Genomic DNA, 20,597 nt, shown 5'->3' on the forward strand with positions numbered 1-20,597 from the left:
CCTTGTATCCTTTGTCTGTTGTCTCTGTGGCCCGCGCTCAACGCAGGCTGATGTCAGGTTCGCGCCGGTCGGCATTGCCAAGTCCTGTGTCTTTTCGCCCCCCTTAACGCAGGCTAATGGTCATATTGGGGCCTGTGGGGATATCCTCGTCGAACCAGCGCTCAGTCACCGTTTTGGTCTCGGTATAGAAGCGCACCGCCTGCTTGCCGTAGGCGTGCAGATCTCCGTAAAAAGAGCCACGCCAGCCGGTGAAGGAGAAAAATGGCAGCGGCACCGGAATGGGCACGTTGATCCCCACCTGACCCACGGCCACCTCGTGGCGAAACTTGCGGGCCGCCGCGCCGCAGCCGGTGAAGATGGCGGTGCCGTTACCGTAGGGGTTGGTGTTGATGAGGGTCAGCGCTTCGTCCAGATTGTCTACTTCCAGGCAGGCGAGTACGGGGCCGAAGATCTCCTCTTTATAGATTCGCATCTCGGGCGTCACGCCGCGAAACAGGGTCGGCCCCACCCAGTTGCCCACCGGATAGCCCGCCACATCGCAGAAGCGGCCATCGAGCAGACACTCAGCCCCCTCCTTGATCCCCGCCTCGATGAGGCCCTCTACCCTGACTTTCGCCTCCGGGCTGATGAGGGGACCATAGGCCGCCTCCGGATCGTGCCAGACCCCGGGCCTTACCTTGGCAAACTCGGCGGCAAGCTCGGGGATCCAGTCGCGGGCACTGCCGACAAACACAGCCACACTGATGGCCATGCAGCGTTGACCGGCCGCGCCAACGCCGGCCCCCACCAGGTTGCTCAGCACCTGTCCCTTGTTGGCATCCGGCATGATCACCATGTGGTTCTTGGCACCGACAAAGCACTGGGCCCGTTTGAGGTGTTCGGTGGCGGTGCGATAGACGTGAGCCCCGACCCGGGCAGAGCCGACGAAGCTGACCGCCTTCACATCGGGATGACACAGCAGCGCATCCACCTGCTCGGCGCCGCCGTGCACAACGGAGAGGATGCCTTTGGGGGCTCCCGCCTCGGTGAACAGCTCGGCCAGCCGCATGGGGGTAAGCGGATCCTGCTCGGAAGGCTTGAGCACGAAGCCGTTTCCGCAAGCCACCGCCAGCGGGAACATCCACAGGGGGATCATGGCAGGGAAGTTGAACGGCGTGATGCCGACACAGACCCCCAGCGGCTGCACCCAGGAGTGGCCATCGACCCTGCGCGCCACGTTGCCCATTGTCTCCCCCATGGTCTGGCTGGCGATGCCACAGGCCTGCTCCACCACCTCGATGCCGCGCCACACATCCCCCCTGGCGTCCGCCAGATTCTTGCCGGTCTCCTGGGCCAGCAGGGAGGCCAGCTCATCGTGATGGGCTTTGAGCAGATGCTGGTAGTTGAACATGACCCGCGCCCGCTCGGGGGCGGGCACATCCCGCCACAGCAGATAGGCGTCGTGAGCGCTGCGCACCGCACGCTCCACCTCGGCCGGGGTCGCTTTGGGCACGCGTGCCAGCAGGCTCTGATCCGCCGGATTGGTCACCTCGATCCACGCCTCGCTCGTAGAAGCACAGGCCTCGCCACCGATATAAAGCGGCACATCGCCGTACTGGGTCTGATGGTTGCTCATGCCCTGCTCTCCTTGCTGGCAGGCTGCAATGGATATTGGCTTGTCATGCCGCTCACTCCTTGAGGTCGGTTGATGGAGGGGGACGAGCCACCTTGCAGCCGCCGCCCGACAAATTTACCTTAGACTAACAATCAATTTACGTTTACGCTAACGTAAACTTAACTCACAAATGGACTGACCAGTTTGACACCCTGTTTACGACCATAGGGGCGGTCAGATGGGTGAGAACCAACCATTCAAAGGAGAGCAAGGATGCACGCAGTGATGGATGAGACCCTCAGCGCCCTGACCGAGCAGGTCGAGGCCTTCTGCCAGAAAGTGATAGCGCCGCGCGCCAGCGAGATCGATCACAGCAACGTCTTTCCGCGGGATCTCTGGCCCCAAATGGGTGAACTCGGGCTGCACGGCATCACGGTGGCGGAAGAGTATGACGGCGTGAGCCTCGGTTATCTGGCCCACGTGCTGGTGATGGAGCAGGTGAGCCGCGCCAGCGCCTCGGTCGGCCTCTCCTACGGCGCCCACTCCAACCTCTGCATCAACCAGATCCACCGCCACGGCACCCCTGATCAGAAGGCGCGTTATCTGCCCTCCCTCGTCAGTGGCGAGCACGTGGGCGCACTGGCCATGAGCGAGACGGGAGCAGGCTCCGATGTTGTCAGCATGCGGCTTACCGCCAAGCACGATGGCGATCATTTCGTGCTGAACGGCAACAAGATGTGGATCACCAATGGCCCGGATGCCGACACCTTTGTCATCTATGCCAAAACCGATACCAGCGCCGGACCCAAGGGGATTTCGGCCTTTATCGTCGAGGCGGGTACACAAGGTTTCACCACGGCCCAGAAGCTCGACAAGCTCGGCATGCGTGGCTCCAGCACCTGCGAGCTGGTATTTGACAACTGCCGCATCCCCCGGGAGAACCTGCTCGGCACCTTGCACGGCGGGGCCCGGGTACTGATGAGCGGTCTCGATTACGAACGGGTGGTGCTGGCCGCCGGCCCCCTTGGCATCATGCAGGCCTGCATGGACGTTGTGCTGCCCTATGTGCGCGAGCGCAAGCAGTTCGGCCAGGCCATAGGTGAGTTCCAGCTGGTACAGGGCAAGCTGGCGGACATGTATACCCGTCTGGCCAGCAGCCGGGCCCTGGTCTACTCGGTGGCGAGCGCCTGCGATCAGGGCCGCACCAGTCGCAAGGATTGCGCCGCCGCCATTTTGTTTGCCGCCGAGAATGCCACCCAGATGGCGCTGGATGCCATTCAGCTGTTGGGAGGCAATGGCTACATCAATGAGTATCCCACCGGTCGGCTGCTGCGGGACGCCAAGCTCTACGAGATAGGCGCCGGCACCTCGGAGATCCGCCGCTGGCTCATCGGTCGGGAGCTGATGGGAGAGAACGCATGAGTCAGATACACTCCCGTCTCGACACGGCCAGCCCGGAATTTGCCGCCAACAAAGCGGCGATGCAGGCGCTGGTCGAGGATCTCAATGCTCGGCTCGCCGAGATAGCCCAGGGCGGGGGCGCAGCCAACAACGCCCGCCATCAGGCCCGTGGCAAACTGCTGCCCCGAGAGCGCATCAACCAGCTGCTTGACCCGGGTTCGCCTTTTCTCGAACTCTCAGCGTTGGCTGCCTGGCAGGTCTATGACGAGCCTGTGCCCGCCGCCGGCATCATAACAGGGCTAGGCCAGATTGCGGGCAGGCTCTGCCTGCTGGTGGTGAACGATGCCACCGTCAAGGGAGGCACCTACTACCCGCTGACGGTGAAAAAGCACCTGCGGGCCCAGGCCATCGCCGAGCGGCTGCGCCTGCCCTGCCTCTATCTGGTGGATTCCGGCGGCGCCTTCTTGCCCATGCAGGACGAGGTGTTCCCCGACCGGGAGCACTTCGGTCGCATCTTCTACAACCAGGCCCGCATGTCCGCCCAAAACATTCCCCAGCTGGCGGTGGTGATGGGGCTCTGTACCGCCGGGGGCGCCTATGTGCCCGCCATGGCGGATGAATCCATCATGGTCAAGGAACAAGCCACCATCTTTCTGGCGGGGCCCCCACTGGTCAAAGCGGCCACCGGCGAGGAGATCAGCGCCGAGGCCCTGGGCGGCGCCGAGGTGCACTGCGCTCACTCAGGCGTGGCGGATCACATGGCGCGAGACGATGCCCATGCCCTGGCCATAGCCCGCACCTTGGTTGGAAATCTGGGGGAAAATACCATTCCGGCGTCGGGTTTCGCTTCGCGCGACCCGGGCTATGACGAACCCCGGTACCCCATTGAGGAGCTCTACGGTCTGGTGGGCACCAGCCTCAAGCGCCCTTACGATGCCCGAGAGCTCATCGCCCGTCTGGTGGATGGCTCCGAATTTGACGAATTCAAGGCACTGTTCGGCACTACCCTGGTGACGGGGTTTGCCCGCATCTGTGGCATGCAGGTGGGGATCCTTGCCAACAACGGCGTGTTGCACAGCGACAGCGCCCAGAAAGGCGCCCACTTTATCCAGCTCTGCAACAAGCGCTCCATTCCCCTGCTGTTCCTGCAAAATATCACCGGCTTTATGGTGGGCAGTACCGCAGAGCGGGAAGGCATCGCCAAACATGGGGCCAAACTGGTCACTGCCGTGGCCTGCAGCCGGGTACCCAAGATAACCCTGATCGTCGGCGGCAGCTTCGGCGCGGGCAACTACGGCATGTGTGGCCGCGCCTATGAGCCCGACTTTCTGTTCAGCTGGCCCAACAGTCGCATCTCTGTCATGGGCGGCGAGCAGGCTGCCGGTGTGCTGGTACAGGTGCGCCGGGACAAGCTGGCCGTTGAGGGCAAGGTATTGAGCGAGCAGGAAGCCGCCGCCATCCGCGCGCCCGTGATCGAGCAGTATGAACAGCAGGGTCACCCCTATTACGCCAGCGCGCGGTTATGGGATGACGGCGTCATAGACCCGGCGCAAAGCCGCACAGTGCTGGCGCTGGCGCTGGCCGCCTGCCGGGGTGCTGAGCCGGGACCCGAGCAATACGGCATCTTCCGGATGTAAGGAGTTCGTCATGTCCGATCCACTTTTCAATGATCCTCCGGCGGGATTTCGCCTGGAGCGCCATGGGCCACTGGCCGAACTGGTGCTGTCACGCCCCGCTCGTCACAACGCTTTTGATGCCGACCTCATGCTGGGGCTGCTCGATTGCCTCGACGAACTGGCCCATCTTCATGGTCAATCGCTCGCCGAACGCCCCCATGCCTTGCTGCTGCGCGCCGAGGGCAGGCACTTTTGTGCCGGCGCCGATCTCAACTGGATGCGCAATCTCGCTCACGCCGACTTTGAACACAACAGGGAAGACGCCCGGGTACTGGCGAGGCTGATGCAAACCCTGGATGAGCTCCCTTTCCCCACCCTGGCGCTGGTGCAGGGAGCCGCCTATGGCGGCGCATTGGGCCTTGTCTGTGCCTGCGATCTGGTGCTGGCCAGCGAAGATGCACGCTTCTGCCTCTCCGAGGTGAGCCTGGGGCTGGTACCGGCGGTGATCAGCCCCTATGTGGTGCGCACCATGGGCATGCGCCAGGCACGTCGTTACATGCTGAGCGCCGAACCCTTTGATGCCATCACCGCCTGCCGGCTCAATGTGGCGCACCAGCTGGCCAAGCCGGAGCAGCTGCTGGCCGAAGGGCGCGCGCTGGCCATGCGCCTGTGTCGCAACGGCCCGGAGGCGATGAAGGAGACCAAGCGACTACTGGCCGCCATCGAGAGCCATGGCGCCCGTCTCCATGAAGAGAAAACCGTCGAGACCATAGCCCGGGTGCGGGTCGGGCTCGAGGCTCAGGAGGGGATGCAGGCCTTTTTTGATAAACGCCCCCCCAGCTGGCGCCCCCGTTTCAAGGATGAAGCATGACTCACAGCAACACCGTCAAGCGACTGCAGATCGCCAGCCACGGCGAGGAAACCCGCCGCGCATCATCCCATTCTGCCTTTTCAGCGCAATGTGAGGAGCCGTCATGACCAACCAGACGCCGATTAGACGACTGTTGATTGCCAACCGCGGCGAAATCGCCGTGCGCATCATCAAGACAGCCCGTCGGCTCGGCATCCACACCATAGCCCTCTACTCGGATGCAGACCAAAATGCCATGCATGTGCGGGAAGCGGACGAAGCCTGGCATCTGGGACCTGCCCCCGCGCGGGAGAGCTATCTCGATGCGGCCAAGGTACTGCGTATCGCCCAGCAGGCAAGCGCCGATGCCATCCATCCCGGTTACGGCTTTTTATCGGAAAACAGCGACTTTGCCACCGCCTGCGAGCAGCGTGGTGTGCGTTTTATCGGCCCCAGTGGCGCGGCTATCCTCGCCATGGGGGACAAGTCCGGCGCCAAGTCGCTGATGCAGGCAGCAGGCGTTCCCGTCCTGCCCGGCTATCACGGCACGGATCAGCGCCTCGAGCTGCTGCGCGAGCAGGCATTGCTGACAGGCTTGCCGCTGCTGATCAAGGCGGCCAGCGGGGGCGGTGGCAAGGGGATGCGTCTGGTCGAACAGATCGACGAATTTGACGAGGCGCTGGCGGCCGTGAAACGCGAAGCGCTGGGCGCCTTTGGCGATGACAGCGTCTTGCTGGAGCGCTACTTGCCCAAGGCCCGTCATGTGGAGGTGCAGGTGTTTGCCGACAGCCTCGGCAACGCCATCTATCTGGGGGACAGGGATTGCTCCTTGCAGCGACGCCACCAGAAGGTGATTGAAGAGGCCCCTGCCCCCGACATCCCCCCGTCACTGCGCCAAGCCATGGGGCAAGCCGCCGTCGCCGCTGCCAAAGCCATCGATTATCGAGGGGCTGGTACCATCGAATTTTTGCTGTGCGGGGACGAATTCTTCTTTATGGAGATGAACACTCGCCTGCAGGTGGAACACCCTGTCACCGAGTTTGTCACCGGCCAGGATCTGGTGGCCTGGCAGTTGGCAGTCGCCGAAGGCAAGCCCCTGCCCCTGACCCAGGAGGAGGTAGTCCTGCACGGCCATGCGGTAGAAGCGCGCCTTTATGCCGAGGATGTGGCAGCCGGTTTTCTGCCCGCCAGCGGCCCCATAGAGTGGCTGCACTGGCCGGACGGGGTGCGCATCGACACAGGTGTGACTGCCGGAGATGACGTCAGCCCCTATTACGATCCCATGATTGCCAAGCTGATTGCCCACGGCCAGAGCCGAGCAGAAGCCTTTGCCAGACTGGCCGATGCGCTGGGTGCGCTGGAACTCGGCCCCCTGGTGCACAACGGCCCCTTGTTGCTGCGCCTGTGTCAGGAGCCGGACGTGCTGGCCATGCGCCATCACACCCAATGGCCCATCCCCACAGAACCATTGACAGTGCCCGAGCTTGCCTGGCCGCTGGCCACCCTCTGGCTCGCCAGCCGCAGTGCAGGCAGCGCCCCTTGGCAACAGGCATCCGGCTTTCGTCTGGGTCAACGCAAAAGCTGGACGGCGGCGGTGCAGATCGGCGAGGAGGCACGGGTACTGAGCCTCACCGAATGTGCAGGCAAGCTTGAGTGGCAGGGAGAGCAAATTCCCTATGCGCTGGGCGCTGATCATATCCGCCTGCAACATGCAGGGCGCTGGCAGCGCTACCCCATACAGGCTGTTGGGGCGAGGGATTTCATGGTGCAACTGGATGGGCAACGCATTCGCTTTTGCCCCCATGATCACGCGCACCAGACCCATCATGATCACACCAGTACCACCATGCAGGGCGCCATAGCCCCCATGCATGGCATCGTAGTGGCACTGCTGGTCGAGGTCGGGCAACGCGTCAGCAAAGGGCAACCCCTGCTGGTACTGGAGGCAATGAAGATGGAGCACGTCTTGAAAGCCGAACAAGACGGTGTGATCGATACCCTGCAATGCAAAGCAGGGGAACAGGTAAGTCAGGGCGCCGTGCTGGTACGTTTTACCGATGCCGGCCTGGCCGATGAAAGCACGCTGAAGACGCAAGAGAGCAGTACATGAAAAGAGAATCTGGCATGCAGGACGACAAGGTCAGCCTGGTGGAGATGGGCCCGCGCGATGGCCTGCAAAACGAAGCAAATGCCCTGCCCCTTATCCAGCGGCTTGAGCTGATAGCCCGTCTCGTCGAGAGCGGCTTACAGCGCATCGAGGTGGGGGCCTTCGTCTCCCCCAGGCGAGTGCCGCAGATGGCCGACTCTGCCGAACTGTTCAAGGCCCTGCCGCGCAAGGGGCCTACCCGCTACGGTGCCTTGGTGCCCAACTTGCAAGGCCTGCAGGCTGCCATTGCCGCCCGGGCTGACGAGATTGGTCTGTTCACCGCCTGTTCTGACGGTTTTACCCGCGCCAATATCGGCATCGGTGTGGAGGAGTCGCTGGTGCGCTTCGCCCCTCTGGTGCAGGAGGCACGCCGCCTCGGCATCAAGGTGCGCGGTTATCTCTCCACCGTCATCGCCTGCCCCTTCGATGGCCCGACCCGCCCGAAACGGGTAGCGGCCATGGCCGAGCGACTCCTTGATCTCGGTTGTCATGAGATCTCGCTGGGGGACACCATAGGAGTCGGTACCCCTGGCACGGTCGCCCCCATGCTGGATGCTGTGCTGCACGAGATCCCGGCAGGACGGCTCGCGGTCCATTTTCACGACACCTACGGCCAGGGCTTGGCCAATTTGCTGCCGGCGCTGGAGCGCGGCATCCGCACCATAGACTGCTCGGTAGCCGGACTCGGCGGTTGCCCCTACGCACCGGGTGCCTCCGGCAACATCGCCTCGGAGGAGGTGATCTATCTGCTGCACGGCCTTGGCATGAGCACAGGGGTGGATCTGGACAAGCTGGCGGCCACCGGCCAATGGGTAAGCGAACGGCTCGGCCGTCCCAACGGCTCCCGGGTAGGCCAGGCCCTCCACGCCAATGCAGAGCGGCTGCGGATGCGCCTTTGCCAGTCATCCTCACACTAGCGCTAACAGGAGTCACTACCATGCCACCGCCCCTGCCCGGCAAGGAGATCACCTACAGCATCTCGGAACTGGCCCATGAATTTGATATCACGCCAAGGACCATCCGCTACTACGAGGATGAGGGACTGATCACCCCGACCCGGGAGGGACAGACCCGCATCTACAGCCACAAGGACAAGATCCGCCTCAAGCTGACACTCCGCGGCAAACGGCTCGGCTTCAGCTTGGCGGAAATCCGCGAGCTGTTCGACATGTATGACACGGATCGCTCGAGCAAGACTCAGCTCCACTCCATGATCCAGCTCATCAATGCCAAGCGCCAATCCCTGCACCAGCAACTGGAGGATATCCAGATGGTGATGGCAGAGCTGGAAGCCGCCGAGCAGCGCTGTGCAAATTCCCTTAACAGCTTGAAAACCAGCGCAGATTAACCGAATCTGGGATCATCTCACCATCTTGGTGCTCCCGATGAAATGCTGGTGCTGGTTGTTACTCTTGTTCTGCTCCACCGCCTGGAGCCACCCCCTGATCCGGGTCGGGGGTTACCCCTATGCCCCCTTCGTGGTCAAGGAGAGTGACAACCGCTATCGGGGACTGACGCTGGATCTCATCTCGGCGCTCAACGAAGTTCAGCAAGAAGTGCGTTTCGTCTTTGTCCCCACCTCGGCCACCTATCGCTATCAGGCGCTGGCTGTCGGCCGCTTCTCCCTCATGCTGTTCGAGGATATCCGCTGGAATTGGGATGCGGAACAAGTTCACATGACCCCACCTTTACTGCTGGGGGGCGAAATATATGTTGCCCTCAAGGTGCCAGGGCGTGATCAAACCTTCTTCGAACACATTGATCAGCGCAAGCTTATCGGCGTCACCGGTTATCACTATGGATTTGCCGACTTCAATGCCAATGCGGACGCGCTCAAGCAGCGCTTTCGCATCACGCTGGTGAAAGACAATGCCACCGCCATACAGGGATTGTTCAAGGGGCGCGGCGAGGTGGCCATCCTCAACCTCGCTTACCTCAACCAGTTCAGCCAACAGTATCCCGAGCTAGCAGCCCAGTTGCTGCGGTCAGACAAGTGGGATCAGCAGTATGAGCTGAGAGCACTGCTCAGCCCGACGGCAGACATCTCGACCCGCCAGTTGGAAACCTGGCTGGCCGAGTTGAAGAAAAGCGGAGCCCTGACACGCCTGTGGACAAAGTACGGCGTACAGCATCAAGCGGCACCATGATTATGTCCTGAAAACTTGCTACCCTGTGCGCATCAATTGGAGACCTTCATGCCCAAACCCCTGCGTGTCCGCCTGCTGCGCTATACCCTTTATCTCTTCGCCGCACTGCTCATCTCCCTGTTGGTCCTGTTATGGCAAGCGCCGACTCTCACCCAGCGCCACCTGCCCGCCTGGCTGGCCAAACACTATGGTATGAACCTGACGCTGGGGGAGATCCATGTCAACCTGCGCCATCCCTCCCTTGCCATCGGTCCCTCGGCGCTGCTCGATGAAAAACAGCAACCCATCATCGCCTTCGAGCAGTTGCAGCTTGTCCCCGAGCTTGGCCAGAGCTGGCGGCAGAAGGCCATTATTCTGAGTAACACCACCCTCACCAAGCCGATGGTGAATATCATCCGTCGGGCCGACAGCAAAGGTGAGGTACGTTTCAATCTGACCGATGCCCTGGCCAGCGTGCTGACGCCCTCGCAGACGCCCGTCACGACCAGCAGCGAGCCCCTTCTGGTACAGATAGCCAAACTGGCCGCCGTACAGGGTCACGTCAGCTATCAGGACAGTCGCAAGAAAAACAGTGCGGGTTGGATACCCCCGCTCACCCTGAGCGGGCTCGATCTGCAACTGCCGGATTTCTCCACTGCGGCGAAAAATACCAACCACTTCCAGTTGACCGCCCGGATCAACAAGCAGAGCTCGCTCAAGGCTAGCGGCCAGCTCGATATCATGACGGGGGCTGGCAAGGGCCAGCTCAGTCTCGGCAAGCTTGCGCTCTCGCCCTTCGCGCCGCTCTGGGCCCCCTACCTTAAGGTCCATCTGGTCAAGGGCGAGGCCAGCGCCGAACTGAACTACCAGCTCAGTCAGGGCAAGCATGGGCTGGATTGGCAGTTGTCAAAGGGCAAGCTGACTTTGAGCGACTGGCAACTCAAGCAGAACAAGGGCGCCGAGTTTGCCCGCTTCAAACAGCTGGCATTGGCAGGCATAGCCCTGGATGGCAACAAGCAGTCGGTCAGGATCGACAAGATCGCACTCAAGGCCCCGGCGGTCACGGCAACCCTCGACGCCGCACAGCAGCTGGACCTGACAGCACTGCTTGTCCCCCAGCCTGCGGATAAACCCTCGGGCAAAAAGCCGGCCCCGGGCAACCCCTGGCGCTGGTCGCTCAAAGAGACGCGCATCAGCCAGGGGGAGTTCAAGCTGACCGAGTCGAGCAGCGGCAAGCCGCTGCTGCGCGAGATCTCCGGACTGAACCTCTCGCTGGGTCCCCTTGGCAGTCAGTCTGATCAGCCCAGCCCGCTCAACCTCAATGCCACCCTCAACACCCAGAGTACGCTGGGGTTTGACGGCGACCTCACCCTGGCCCCTTTCACCCTCAAGGGCGAGTTCAAGCAGCAGGGGCTGCCCCTCAAATGGGCCCAACCCTACCTGCAGGATCTGCTGCGCATCACGGTGCGCGACGGACAGCTTGCCAGCCGTACCAGACTGGCCTTGACCACCAACGCCGAGGGGGCGCTGAGCACACTCGAGGTCACAGGGGGGCTCGACATAGACCAGTTGTTCGTGCTGGATCGGGCCGACAATCAACGCCTGCTGCAGATAGATCGTCTGGAGCTGAGCGGGTTGCACTATGACGGCATCAGCCAGCAGGTGAAGATTGGCGACATACTGCTGCGCAAACCCTTCGCCCGCATCGAGATCAACGAAGACGGGATCACCAACCTCCAGCAACTGGTGCTGCCACAAGCCGCCAGCACAGAGCCCGCCAACGGGCCCGTCCCCCGCATTACCATCGATCAGGTCCGCACCGAACAGGGCAACCTGCGCTTTGCCGATCGCAGCCTGAGCCCGGAATTCGTGGTGGACATTGCCTCCCTCAGCGGCCAGAGCCGCCATATCAGCAATATTCCCGGCCAACGTTCGGATCTCGCCTTCAACGGCAAGGTTGACCGCTATGCCCCCGTGACCATTCGCGGCAACACCAATCTGCTGATCGAGCAGCCCGTGCTCGATGTGGCAGTCACCTTCAGCAACCTGGAACTCACCACTTTTACCCCCTACTCCGGTACCTACGCCGGGTATGCCATCGACAAGGGACAGCTCTCCATGAAGCTGAACTACAAGCTGCAGGGCAATCGACTGGAGGGGGATAACGACATCACCATCAAGAAGCTGCAACTGGGAGAGAAGATCAAGAGCGAGCAGGCCAAGGACATGCCGCTGGGGCTGGCTATCGCCCTGCTCAGCGATGCCAACGGCGTCATCCAGATGAACCTGAAGGTAAAAGGCAATCTGGATCAGCCAGATTTCAGCCTCGGCAATATCTTCTGGGATGTACTGGGCAATACCCTCAGAAAGGCCATTACGTCCCCCTTCTCTCTGCTGGCCTCGTTGACCGGAGGCACTGAGGATCTGGATGAGCTGCCCTTCCTGCTGGGTGAGCCTGCCCTCACTCCAACCCTGCAGATCAGGCTGACCAAGCTGGCGCAAGCGCTCAAGGAGAGACCCAAGATCAGCATGAACATTCGCGGCAAGGTCAACTTCAACGAAGAGCGCCCCATTTTGCAGCGCCAGAAGCTGGAGCGAGCATTGACCAAGATCACGGGCATGCCGGTTGACCTCGATCTGCTGGAGCAGGATCCCATACTTCAAGCCGCGCTGGCCGAAGCCTATGAGGCGCGCTTCAACGAAGAGCTGGGGGACTTGGCCGACAGGTTGAAACTGGATGAAGAGAGCCCAGCCCTGCGAAGCCAGGCGGTGATCCTGCTGCGGGATCAACAGCTGATCACCGCCAAGTCCCTGCGCAATCTGGCCATGCGCCGTGCCCAGAACACCAAGGAGTATCTGGTGGATACCCAGGGGATAGCGCCGGAACGGCTGTTCGTACTCGACAGCCAGGTAAAGGAGGCGGACAAGGAAGCCAAGGTCGTTCTGACACTGGATAACTGACCGCTGCCGGGGAGCAGAAACGGCTCTCCGGCGTTTTCACCTCAGCTCTCCTTGATTGTTCGTGCCTGCCGCCTTGCGTCCACGTCTTCCTTGAGGCCATAGCCGCTAACGGCTCATCATTGAGTGCGCAGAGCATAGAGGGTATACCCCCCTCATTCCCAGCGCCCTTTAAGACTGTGCTCTGCCCTCCTCTGGCGACCCGTTATCGCGTTATCCACATAATGCGTCCAATGTGAGCGCCCCTGCTCGACCGGTTTTCCTCTGAATTTGGGCAAGTGTCTCCTGCGCTTCAAACGGTGACTCCCTCTTTTTGTTTGATGGCATATATGGTGATTTTTGCCTCTGACAAATGCCAGGCATCTGGCTGCAACAGACAAGAGCCCAGTGGCACGAAACAGGCTCGAAAACCAGAGGACGAAAGCACTGCTGCTATCTGTTATTCACTTTCATATCCGGCGTGGCTCACACAAAAAATCAACCTTGCCACCGCTATTCATTCACCTGTTATCTACCTGAATGGCACGAATAATGACGTGGATAAAATTTCGTGTAGTTTTTTTACCATTTTTTGTACTCCCCTCTTGCGAGGGACCCGTTGCCTGCCTAAAATCGCGCGTCTTTTATCAACCCCCACCTCTATTTTTGGAGAACACCACGTGAGCGAAAAATTGGCCAACCCTGCCCCTCTGGGTCTGATGGGTTTCGGTATGACCACCATTCTGCTGAACATCCATAACGCAGGTTTCTTCCCCATCAGCGCCATGATCCTGGCCATGGGCCTGTGCTATGGCGGTCTGGCCCAGATCATCGCCGGTATCATGGAGTTCAAGCGTGGCAACACCTTCGGTGTCACCGCCTTCATCTCCTACGGCACCTTCTGGTGGAGCCTGGTGTTCCTGCTGGTGATGCCAACCATGGGTCTGGCCGAAGCCACTCCCCACGCTTACATGGGCTGGTATCTGCTGATGTGGGGCATGTTCACTCTCTTCATGCTGGTCGGCACCGTCAACTTCCCCCGTGTGAAGCAGTTCGTATTTGCCTCCCTGACAGTGCTGTTCTTCCTGCTGGCCGCCCGTGATTTCACCGGCAGCCCCCTGATCGGCACCATCGCCGGTTTCGAAGGCATCATCTGTGGCGCCAGCGCCATCTACCTGGCCATGGCTACCGTGATCAACGAACAGTTTGGCCGCACTGTGCTGCCGATTGGCGATCACAAGAAAGCCGCTGCAGTACAGCTGAAAGCTGCTGCCTGATAGGTAAACAATTCAGATTGTGAAAAAGGCACCTCCGGGTGCCTTTTTGCTATTTCGAATGAGCAATCTGCAGATCGGTTATCAGACAAGTGACCCCGTTTGCGCCTCTCCCGCCAGCAAGCGGGTCGCCGGAAAACGCAGGGCAGGATCCTGGCTGAAGAACTGGCTCAGTTGCCGGTATACAGCGGGATAGACCTGCCGCAAGCGCAACGGATCGGTAAAGAAGCTCTCGCAGCACACAGCAAAAAACTCGGCCGGATGCTCGGCGGCATAGGGATCGATAGCGGTGACCTCGTCGCGGGCCAGCTGGGCATTCATGGCATCGAACGCCTCCTGCAGGGCCAGGGTCCACTGGCGTGTATCCATGCCACTTGGCAGCGGCGGCGCACCGTCGGCATCCCCCCCCAGCATGTCGAGTTTATGAGCCAGTTCGTGGATCACCAGGTTGAAGCCATCCCAATCCCCGTCCTGCTGCAACTCGCTCCAGGCCAGCACCAGCGGCCCCTGAGGCCAGGACTCACCAGCGTTCTCTTCTTCCCACTCGCTCACCAGACCGAATTCATCCTGCACCTCCTGACGACGGACAACGGGTTCCGGGATCAATATGATTTCGTGAAAGCCACGATACCAGTCGAGACCAAGATGCAAAATGGGCAGCACCGCCTGCAAGGCCAATACCGCCTGCTGGCGGGAAGTCAGCTCAACCCCGAGTTGGGTCAGGGTCTTGCGGGCCAGAAATTGCTGCGCCAGAGCAATCAGCCGCAGCTGTTCGTCTTTGGAAAATCCCTGCAAGATGGGCACCACAGCCAGGGCCTGCTGCCACTCCAGCACTCGTGGGGCGCTCTCTTCCTGTCGGGACATACCACCAAACAGACTCCATAACCGGGACCAGAACACGCAGACTCCTCTTGCCAATCAAAATACTTTTACGAACCGCTTCGGACGCTCGAGGTAACCCTGAGACAGGTAGAAACGATGGGCATCTTGCCGTTTGAGACTGCTGGACAACTCCAGCTGGCTGCAGCCTTGCGTCAGAGCGCGATCTTCTGCCGTCGCCAGCAAGGCAGCTCCTACACCAGCGCCTCTTGCACCTTCATCGACGACCAGTGCCGAGATCAGGCCCCAGTCTGGTGCAACATGCAAGGGCCGTAGGCGATGCCACACCAGTACTCCCACTGCCTCGACCTCGTGACAGGCGAGCAGCACCTCACGATCAGGAGCTGGCTGCAACCAGCGTTCAGCCACCTCGACCGGGCTGGCGGGATAGCCAAGCTGCCCGAACAGGCGGGCCATGGCGACCGCATCCCCCTGCCCGGCGAGGCGGATCACATTGAGATGGTTTTCTATTTTCATCCTTGGCCTCAAATTTGCTGTGTCTCTGTTACCACCAATCCAAGTAGACGAGAGAGGAGGTCATGGCGGGGATGCCAGCACATCCCGACTAAAAGGACCATTTGTTAACGCCAACTCACAAATTAACAACATGACAACATATTTCGCTGGGAAGCCCTTGAACAAACCGATATGTTAAAACCCACGGACTTGGTAGTTGAAAGTCCCGCTCAAGATTGAGTGACCCCCTTGGTCACTCACCATTTTAAGGGAGCGAGGCAAAGACCTCGCCAAGACAGCACAACAAAGGAGTTGTTGTACATGAATGAAATCGTCAATGCTATCAATGGTGTGATTTGGAGCCCTGCGCTCATCTATCTGTGCCTGGGGGTAGGCCTCTACTTCTCCCTGCGCAGCCGTTTTTTACAACTGCGTCACCTGAAAGGCATGGTACGCCTGATGTTCAAAGGCAAAGCCAACGAAGCGGGGGTCTCTTCCTTCCAGGCACTTTCCATGACATTGGCGGGCCGGGTCGGTACCGGTAACATTGCCGGCGTCGCCACTGCCATCACCTTCGGTGGCCCGGGCGCCCTGTTCTGGATGTGGATGGTGGCCTTCCTCGGTGCCAGCTCTGCCTTCGTGGAGTCTACCCTGGGTCAGGTCTACAAGGAGAAGATCAACGGTGAGTACCGCGGTGGCCCGGCCTTTTATATCGAGAAAGGACTAGGCATGACTTGGTACGCCTGGATCTTTGCCATCGCCACCATCTTCGCCTGCGGCGTGCTGCTGCCGGGGGTACAAGCCAACTCCATCGGCTCCAGCCTCAACACCGCCTTCGGTCTTAGTCCCAACGTGACCGCGGCCGTGCTGGCTCTGCTGCTGGGCTTTATCATCTTCGGTGGCGTGAAGCGGATCGCCAGCTTTGCCAGTACCGTAGTGCCCTTCATGGCGCTCGGCTACATCATAGTGGCCTGCGTCATCATCGCCCTCAATATTGGCCAGTTGCCAGGCATCATCTTGCTGATCTGGAAGAGCGCCTTTGGTCTGGACGCAGGCTTTGGTGCCATTCTGGGCCTGGCCATCATGTGGGGCGTGAAACGCGGGGTTTACTCCAACGAAGCAGCCCAGGGAACCGGCCCCCACGCCTCCTCTGCCGCCGCTGTGAGCCACCCGGCCAAACAGGGTCTGGTGCAGGCGTTCTCCGTCTACATCGACACCCTGTTTGTCTGCTCCGCCACCGGCTTCATGCTGCTGATCACCGGCCTTTACAACGTGCAAGGACCGGATGGCGCAGCCATTTACACAGGTATCGCCGGCATTGCTGCAGGTCCTGGCTATGTGCAGACCGCCATGGAGAGCATGATGCCCGGCTTTGGTAACTACTTTGTTGCTATCGCGCTGTTCTTCTTCGCGTTTACCACCATAGTGGCCTACTACTACATCGCCGAAACCAACATCGCCTTCATCAACCGCAAGATCAACCGCCCCTGGCTCACCTTCTTGCTGAAGATTGCCCTGATGGCGGCGACTGTCTACGGCACCGTCAAGACGGCGGATCTCGCCTGGGGTCTGGGGGACATAGGGGTCGGTCTGATGGCCTGGCTCAACATAGTCGCCATCCTGCTGCTGCAAAAAACCGCCTTCGTCTGCCTGAAGGACTATGAAGCACAGCTGGCACAAGGGGTCGACCCAGTATTCCACCCGGAAAAACTCGGTATCAAGAACGCCGACTACTGGATCGACAACCGCGCCGAGGTCAACCTGATGCGCGAAAAAACCGGTCATGCCTTCGAGGCAGATCCGGATACCGTCATCAAATAAGTGCAACGACACAACGAAAAATGGCAGCCTCGGCTGCCATTTTCTTCTGCTGTATCTTTTACCGCTTCCCTTTACCACTTCAGAGGGCGTTGCGCCTCGGCCCGAACGGCAAGCGCCAGCGAAACAGGCTGTTGAAGGTGGCGCGCCACTGATTGGGCCGGCCCAGGATCTGCTTTTGCAAACGGGTCTCTTCCTTGAGCATCACCTCATCACTGCGAGCCCAGGCCTGCTGGTAGAGCTGCTTGATCCCCGCCAGCGCATCCGGCGACTTGGTGATGAGGGTACGGGCAAACTCCCGCGCCTCTGTCAGCGGATCCTCACATACCCGGCTCACCAACCCGAGGGACTTGGCCTCCAGCGCATCGCACTCGCGCCCGCTCATGGCGAGCTCCATGGCGGTATCCACCCCCATCAGGTTACGCAGGATAACACTGCCACTCATGTCGGGAATGATGCCCCACTTGATCTCCATCACGGAGAAGCGACAATCCGGGGTGCTGAACCGAAAGTCGGCGCCGAGGGCAATCTGCAAGCCACCGCCAAAGCAAACCCCCTGGGTCACGGCAATCACAGGCACCGGTAGCTGGTGCCAGCCATAGGCGACCCGCTGAGCCAGATTGGTCGCCTCATCCGCCTCGCGCTTGAGGATGTCCAGGGCCGCCACCGGCTGCTTGAGCATGGATTTCACATCCAGCCCGGCGCAGAAGGCACGCCCTTCCCCATACAAGATCACGGCCCGCAGTCCCTTGTGTTGCTCCAACTCGGCGAGCGTCTGATCGATGGCGCCAAACATGCTTCTATCCAACGCATTGAGCTTGTCCCCCCGCGCCAGCATCACCTCGGCGATACCGTCCCGGATCTCGCACTTGACCCTTGGTTTTTCCATTTCCCCTTACCCTCTCCTGGCGCCTTTACTGGTCATACCACCGAGCATAACCATCCCCCGATCCCGAGACAAGAGGCAGGTTACAGAACTGTTAGGCGCCGCATTAGCGCGAAAGGGAGAGCAGATGAGCCAGAGGGGTATCGGGGCGAGTTTGAGCCAGCAGCAGCAAGGCACAGCCATACGCATCTTCCAGCGCATGATGCTGGGGGCAAGGGGGCAAGCGGTGACGAGCCAGACAACGTGCCAGGGTGAGGCCATCATCATTGGGCTCCCCACCCCTTTGCCTTATTTGATGCAGTTCCAGGCGCAAGGTATCGATAAATCGCCAGGGCGCCCGCTTGCCCAGCACCTGATGACATGCACGGTCGAGAAAGGCGCGCTCGATCGCGCTGTGATGGGCCACCAGCACGGCGCCTTCGGCAGCCTGCTGCAGTGCCAGCAATGCCTCTTCCAGCGTGCTGGCCTCGGCCAGATCCCTATCGTGCACCCCGTGGTAAATGGCACTCTGGCCGATGCTGATCGGCGGACGCACCAACAGATAGCGAGCGTCAGCCAAAAGGATCTCGCGCCCCACAATGGGCACCCACCCCATGCTGACGATGTGATCTCGACGGGGATCGAGCCCGGTCAACTCCAAATCGATGGCAAGACAAGGCTGGGCTGCCAGCGCTAACCCTCTGTTTCCCTGCTCAAGATTCAGCCAGCGCCTTGCCAGGGCAAGGGAGGTATCAAACCAGCCCCCCATTTTCAGAGCCCCCGGCAGAAACGGTATTTGAGCAAGGATTGCCCTTCGTTGATCACCATGAAGCAATCCTTGAGCTGATGACGCTGAAGCCCCGAAAGGGTGGCAGGGTCCAGGTGATTGGAAACCTGCCCCTCCCCCTCTGTTGCCATTTTATCCTGACAGGCAAGGTGATGCTCCCAGCGCAATTGGGCCAGCAAGTCGAAGGCGTCGCACAAATTGCGGCTTTGGGTACTATCCATTCCCCCTTCCTGCACCAGTCGCTGCAAACGCTGGCGCGTATTGACCTCAGCGACCCCGCTGGCCAGGGCATAGACACGCACCAGGTCGGTGATAACGCTTATTCCGCGCACTTTGAGATCCAGCCCCTTTTGCTGCTGGCCATCCCGCTCGAGGATAAAGTGGCGAAACAGCCCAAGGGGCGCAGTTCTCTCCAGCGCGCTCTGGGCCAGGTGCAGCAAAAACAGCGGCTGCGCACGGGCCTCGGCCAGCATCTGTCGATGCAGCCCCTCGAACAACTCGCCGCTGCCCGCCACCATCCTCAGGTCAAAAAAGACGGTGGCATTGAGCAGCGCCTGTGGCGTCGGGGTGTGGATCCAGCCGTGGAAACGGGCCAGCCAACCGGCCTGATCAAGACAGAGATCCGGATTGGTCGCCATGATATTGCCGCTGCAGTAAGGCAAACCACAGCGGGCCAGACCATCGCAGACATAGCGAGCCAAGACGGCAAAATACCGCCCTACCTCTCCCACCGGAGGGGCTGCCAGCAGCAGACCGTTGTCTTGATCTGCATTGAGCCCTTGATCCCGGCGGGCAAAGGAGCCAAACACCAGCCAGCTGAACGAACAAGGGGCAGGACCAAGCTCGGCCAGCGCCAGCTCAATCAAGCGCTGGGTCAAACCATCGGCCACTGTGGCCAGTATGTGGCTGGCTTCGTGGGCCGGTACGCCCTGACGTCCCAGTATATGGGCCAGTTTCAGCGTCTGTTCACTGGCCTCGATGAGGTGAGCCAGATCCGGCTGACGGTGGATATCGGTCATCAGATAGACAGGGTGTTCCTGCTGGGCTCGCACCAGATCAGTGACAGTGATCATGCCATCCACCCGCCCCTGGCTCAGCACCGGCAGATGGTGGACCCGCCACTGCCCCATCTGCTGGAGCGCCTCGAACAGATAGGCATCACGCTCTATGGTTTTCGGCTGTTGGGTCATCGCCTCCGCGATGAGCGTGGAGGCAGGCAAGCCATGGGCCAGGATCCGGCTGCGCAAGTCCCTGTCGGTAATGATGCCAAGCAGGATACCGTCTCGCTCCACCAGCAGGGAGGAGACCCGCCGTTCGCTCATCAACTGCGCTGCCTGTTGCACCGTCTGATCGGGGGCGATGACTATCTTGTTAGGACGCACCAAATCACCCACCTTGAGGGTGAAATATCCTTCATCGGGCAGGGAGTGCTGGTGCAAGGTGCGGGCGGCAAGATGTCTGAAGAAATGGTCCAGCTCGGAGTAATGCTGGCGCGCTCTGGCAAAAGGCTCTGCCGCCAGCCAGTAGACCAGGCCGTCCTCTTCACAGGTCAACCGCTCGCCAGACGGCAAGGGCTGGTAACCATAAAAGTCCCCCTCCTGTAATTTTTCCAGCAACTGCTGCTGGGCACCCATGCGGGTGAACAGGCCTGTGCGGACGATGAGCAAGCGTCCATCCCCTGCATTGACCTGTTCACCGGCACGAAAATAATAAACCGAGATGGCGCGAGCCAGCTCGGTTTGCAGGGCAGTGCCCTGTTGGCTAAACGGGGTGGTCTGTGCCAGAAATCGGGTTACATCAGCCACATCCATCAGTTGCTCCTCGGGAGGGGCAAGCCCCTCCCTTCTT

General features: G+C 60.6%; 16 protein-coding genes. 10 read left to right on the forward strand and 6 right to left on the reverse strand.

From position 1 onward, the window contains the following. Window positions 1-103: 103 nt before the first annotated feature. On the reverse strand, window positions 104-1,615 hold the full coding sequence (locus tag AACX78_RS13470) for a CoA-acylating methylmalonate-semialdehyde dehydrogenase (RefSeq protein WP_021140241.1): 1,512 nt from the start codon (window positions 1,613-1,615) through the stop codon (window positions 104-106). A gap of 252 nt (window positions 1,616-1,867) precedes the next feature. Between AACX78_RS13470 and AACX78_RS13475 the strand changes: the two genes are divergently transcribed. The 9 genes from AACX78_RS13475 (at window position 1,868) to AACX78_RS13515 (ending at window position 13,947) form a co-directional block, all read left to right on the forward strand. Further along, window positions 1,868-3,016, forward strand: a complete 1,149-nt coding sequence (locus AACX78_RS13475) for an isovaleryl-CoA dehydrogenase (protein WP_159166497.1) — start codon at window positions 1,868-1,870, stop codon at window positions 3,014-3,016. Beyond that, window positions 3,013-4,632, forward strand: coding sequence for a carboxyl transferase domain-containing protein (locus tag AACX78_RS13480; protein ID WP_159166498.1), 1,620 nt, complete (start codon window positions 3,013-3,015; stop codon window positions 4,630-4,632). The genes AACX78_RS13475 and AACX78_RS13480 overlap by 4 nt, the downstream gene beginning before the upstream one ends. A gap of 10 nt (window positions 4,633-4,642) precedes the next feature. Next, complete coding sequence (locus AACX78_RS13485) at window positions 4,643-5,482, forward strand: enoyl-CoA hydratase-related protein (RefSeq protein ID WP_159166499.1); 840 nt, start codon at window positions 4,643-4,645, stop codon at window positions 5,480-5,482. A 103-nt stretch (window positions 5,483-5,585) separates the two neighbouring features. Further along, the gene (locus tag AACX78_RS13490; protein WP_159166500.1) at window positions 5,586-7,571 is read left to right on the forward strand and encodes an acetyl/propionyl/methylcrotonyl-CoA carboxylase subunit alpha; all 1,986 of its coding nucleotides are present in this window, start codon (window positions 5,586-5,588) and stop codon (window positions 7,569-7,571) included. A 14-nt stretch (window positions 7,572-7,585) separates the two neighbouring features. Next, window positions 7,586-8,524, forward strand: a complete 939-nt coding sequence (locus AACX78_RS13495; protein ID WP_159167527.1) for a hydroxymethylglutaryl-CoA lyase — start codon at window positions 7,586-7,588, stop codon at window positions 8,522-8,524. A gap of 20 nt (window positions 8,525-8,544) precedes the next feature. Next, window positions 8,545-8,955 carry a MerR family transcriptional regulator gene (locus AACX78_RS13500; protein WP_159166501.1) on the forward strand — a complete coding sequence of 137 codons (411 nt, stop codon included), beginning with the start codon at window positions 8,545-8,547 and terminating at the stop codon, window positions 8,953-8,955. 37 nt (window positions 8,956-8,992) lie between these two features. Beyond that, window positions 8,993-9,754, forward strand: a complete 762-nt coding sequence (locus AACX78_RS13505) for a substrate-binding periplasmic protein (RefSeq protein WP_159166502.1) — start codon at window positions 8,993-8,995, stop codon at window positions 9,752-9,754. 48 nt (window positions 9,755-9,802) lie between these two features. After that, window positions 9,803-12,694, forward strand: a complete 2,892-nt coding sequence (locus tag AACX78_RS13510; protein WP_159166503.1) for a DUF748 domain-containing protein — start codon at window positions 9,803-9,805, stop codon at window positions 12,692-12,694. Between the two features lie 656 nt (window positions 12,695-13,350). Then, on the forward strand, window positions 13,351-13,947 hold the full coding sequence (locus tag AACX78_RS13515) for an acetate uptake transporter (RefSeq protein ID WP_159166504.1): 597 nt from the start codon (window positions 13,351-13,353) through the stop codon (window positions 13,945-13,947). 81 nt (window positions 13,948-14,028) lie between these two features. On the opposite strand, the gene AACX78_RS13520 is transcribed toward AACX78_RS13515, so the two are convergent. Together AACX78_RS13520 and AACX78_RS13525 are read right to left on the reverse strand one after the other, a co-directional pair. Next, window positions 14,029-14,844 (reverse strand): M90 family metallopeptidase, encoded by an 816-nt coding sequence (locus AACX78_RS13520; RefSeq protein WP_159166505.1) that lies wholly within the window; start codon window positions 14,842-14,844, stop codon window positions 14,029-14,031. Window positions 14,845-14,862: 18 nt separating this feature from the next. Then, complete coding sequence (locus tag AACX78_RS13525; RefSeq protein WP_159166506.1) at window positions 14,863-15,300, reverse strand: GNAT family N-acetyltransferase; 438 nt, start codon at window positions 15,298-15,300, stop codon at window positions 14,863-14,865. Window positions 15,301-15,600: 300 nt separating this feature from the next. Between AACX78_RS13525 and AACX78_RS13530 the strand changes: the two genes are divergently transcribed. Continuing rightward, window positions 15,601-17,100 (forward strand): alanine/glycine:cation symporter family protein, encoded by a 1,500-nt coding sequence (locus AACX78_RS13530; protein WP_021140232.1) that lies wholly within the window; start codon window positions 15,601-15,603, stop codon window positions 17,098-17,100. Between the two features lie 79 nt (window positions 17,101-17,179). On the opposite strand, the gene AACX78_RS13535 is transcribed toward AACX78_RS13530, so the two are convergent. From AACX78_RS13535 to AACX78_RS13545, 3 genes are all read right to left on the reverse strand, one after another. Next, on the reverse strand, window positions 17,180-17,986 hold the full coding sequence (locus AACX78_RS13535) for a crotonase/enoyl-CoA hydratase family protein (protein ID WP_159166507.1): 807 nt from the start codon (window positions 17,984-17,986) through the stop codon (window positions 17,180-17,182). Between the two features lie 103 nt (window positions 17,987-18,089). Continuing rightward, on the reverse strand, window positions 18,090-18,731 hold the full coding sequence (locus AACX78_RS13540; RefSeq protein ID WP_159166508.1) for a 3'-5' exonuclease: 642 nt from the start codon (window positions 18,729-18,731) through the stop codon (window positions 18,090-18,092). A gap of 2 nt (window positions 18,732-18,733) precedes the next feature. After that, the gene (locus AACX78_RS13545; protein WP_159166509.1) at window positions 18,734-20,560 is read right to left on the reverse strand and encodes a DUF294 nucleotidyltransferase-like domain-containing protein; all 1,827 of its coding nucleotides are present in this window, start codon (window positions 20,558-20,560) and stop codon (window positions 18,734-18,736) included. Between the last annotated feature and the right edge of the window lie 37 nt (window positions 20,561-20,597).

Source organism: Aeromonas sp. 9A (assembly GCF_963900955.1).
In the GTDB taxonomy this organism is placed as follows: Bacteria; Pseudomonadota; Gammaproteobacteria; order Enterobacterales; family Aeromonadaceae; genus Aeromonas; species Aeromonas salmonicida.